This window comes from Actinosynnema sp., assembly GCF_052038725.1.
The window spans coordinates 1-2,663 of the sequence record NZ_JBQGCX010000094.1 but is presented as its reverse complement, the minus strand read 5'-3'; the positions used below and the strand labels follow the sequence as shown (position 1 = coordinate 2,663).

Sequence of the window (2,663 nt, the reverse complement as noted above, 5' to 3'; positions counted from 1 at the left end):
CGCCGCCGAGGTCGACCTGGTCCGCCAGGAGGCCGACCTGGTCGCCGAGGTGGGCGACCACCTGCTGGAGGTCGTGGCCCGGTTCGTGCGGCACCTGCGCGAGTCGCCCGCGATCGACCAGCGCTCCGGCGTCTCCGCCCGGTTCGCGGTCGCCGCCGCCGAGACCGTGGCCGCCGCCGCGCTGCGCCGCTCCGCCCTCACCGGCGAGTCCCCGGCCGTCGCCCGCCCGGTGGACCTGGAGTCGGTGCCCGAGGTGCTGCGCGGCAAGCTGGAGTTCGAGGCGGGCGAGGAGGGCCGCGAGCAGGAGGTCCTCACCCACCTGCTGCGCCGCTCCGTCGCCGACACCGCCCGCGCCGCGCGCGGGGGCGTCGACCTGCGCCAGCTCGCCGTGGCCGTCTCGGACGGGCACCCGGTGGCCACCGGCGAGCGGGTCACCGCCGCCGAGCTGCTCGGCGCGCTGCCGGAGCTGCCCGTGCTGCACGAGGTCGCCACCCGCCTCGGCGCCGACCCCTCGGGCCCGGCCGGGCGCATCGCGTCCGCCGTCGAGCTGGCCCTGGAGTCGCTGTACCTGACCAGGCGGCTGGCCAAGGACGCGGACGACGACCGATCGGTCTACGGGTGAGCGGCTACCGGTACGGCCGGTACGCCGACGGCCCCGACCCGCTCGCCCCGCCCGCCGACCTGCGCGCGGCCGTGGACGAGCTGGGCCGCGACATCATGGAGGGCGCCTCGCCCGAGTCGGCGCTGCGCGAGCTGCTGCGGCGCGGCCTGCCCGGCGGGCGCGGGCTGGACGACCTGACGGCCCGGTTGTGGCAGAAGCGGGCCGCGCTCGCCCGCCGCAACCGGCTCGACGGCACCCTGCAGGAGGTGCGGCGGCTGCTCGACGAGGCCCTGGAGGCCGAGCGGGCGGCGCTGTTCCCCGACCCGGACGACGACGCCCGGTTCCGCGAGGCCCAGCTCGACGCGCTGCCCACCGGCACCGCCGCCGCCGTGCGCGAGCTGTCCTCGTACGACTGGCGCTCGCCGCGGGCCCGCGAGTCCTACGAGCGGATCTCGCAGCTGCTCGGCCGGGAGCTGATGGACCAGCGGTTCCAGGGCATGAAGCAGGCCATGGGCGGGGTCGGGCAGGCCGACGTCGAGCGCATCCAGGAGATGCTGGGCGACCTCAACGCGCTGCTCGCCGCGCACGCCTCCGGGCAGGACGTGCGGGAGCGGTTCGCCGAGTTCATGCGGCGGCACGGCGAGTTCTTCCCGGAGAACCCGAAGGACGTGGACGAGCTGGTCGACGTGCTGGCCGCCCGGTCCGCCGCCGCGCAGCGCGTCATGAACTCGATGACCGAGGAGCAGCGGGCCGAGCTGTCCGCGCTGAGCCAGCAGGCGTTCGGCGGGTCGCAGGTCGGCTCGCAGCTGTCCGCGCTGGACTCGCTGCTGCGCGGGCTGCGGCCCGGCGAGGACTGGGACTCCTCGGCCCGGTTCCGGGGGAACAACCCGCTCGGGCTGGGCGAGGCCGCGCAGGCCATGGCGGACCTCGCGGAGCTGGACCAGCTCGCCGAGCAGCTCTCCCAGTCCTATCCGGGCGCCCGGCTGGAGGACATCGACCTGGACGCGCTCGTGCGCCAGCTCGGGCCCGAGGCCGGGGTCGACGCGCGGGCGCTCGCCGAGCTGGAGCGGCTGCTGCGGCAGCAGAACCTCGTGGAGCGCGCCCCCGACGGCACGCTGCGGCTCACGCCGAAGGCGCTGCGGCAGCTGGGGGAGAGCGCGCTGCGCGGCGTGCTCGACGGGGTGCGGGCGCAGGGGCGGCGCGACAGCCGCCAGGCCGGGGCCGCCGGGGAGCTGACCGGGTCCACCCGGCCGTGGCAGTTCGGCGACACCGAACCGTGGAACACGCCACGCACCGTCACCAACGCGGTGCTGCGCACGTCCGGCACGTCACCGGGCGGCGCGGTGCGGCTGGACGTGGTCGACGTTGAGGTCAGCGAGACCGAGCAGCGCACGCGGGCCGCCGTCGCGCTGTGCGTGGACACCTCCTGGTCGATGGTGCAGGACGGGCGGTGGGTGCCGATGAAGCGCACCGCGCTGGCCCTGCACCACCTGATCAGCACCCGGTTCCGGGGCGACGCGCTGCAGATCGTCACGTTCGGGCGGCACGCCGAGGCGGTCGACGTCGGCGAGCTGACCGCGCTGGAGGGCGTGTGGGAGCAGGGCACCAACCTGCACCACGCGCTGCTGCTCGCGGGCAGGCACCTGCGCAGGCACCCCGACGCCCAACCGGTGGTGCTCGTGGTCACCGACGGTGAGCCCACCGCGCACCTGGAGCAGGACGGCGAGGCGGTGTTCCACTACCCGCCGCTGGACCGGACGCTGGCCAGGACGGTCGCCGAGGTCGACGCGCTGAGCGCCCTCGGCGCGTCGCTGACGCTGTTCCGGCTGGGGGACGACCCCCGGCTGACCGCGTTCATCGACCGGGTGGCGCGGCGCAGCGGCGGCCGGGTGGTCGCGCCGGACGAGGACGGCCTCGGCGCGGCGGTGGTGGGGGACTACCTCAGGTCGCGGCGCAGGCGGTGAGCTCACGCGCCGGGGTCGCGCACCGCGACCTCGGCGCGCACCTCCTGCAGCAGCCGCCCGCCGCGCTCCAGGTGCACCCGGAACACCAGCGCGAGCAC

The 2,663-nt window shown here is 76.5% G+C and carries 1 protein-coding gene and 1 pseudogene; both read left to right on the top strand.

All coding sequences use genetic code 11. The features are described from left to right. Positions 1–622, top strand: a pseudogene (locus ACTUAL_RS01815) (magnesium chelatase); the annotation flags it as partial. Beyond that, entirely contained in the window at positions 619–2,565 is a 1,947-nt protein-coding gene (locus ACTUAL_RS01810) for a vWA domain-containing protein (protein ID WP_440899035.1), read from the top strand. The pseudogene ACTUAL_RS01815 and the gene ACTUAL_RS01810, both read left to right, overlap by 4 nt. The last annotated feature ends 98 nt before the right edge of the window (positions 2,566–2,663 follow it).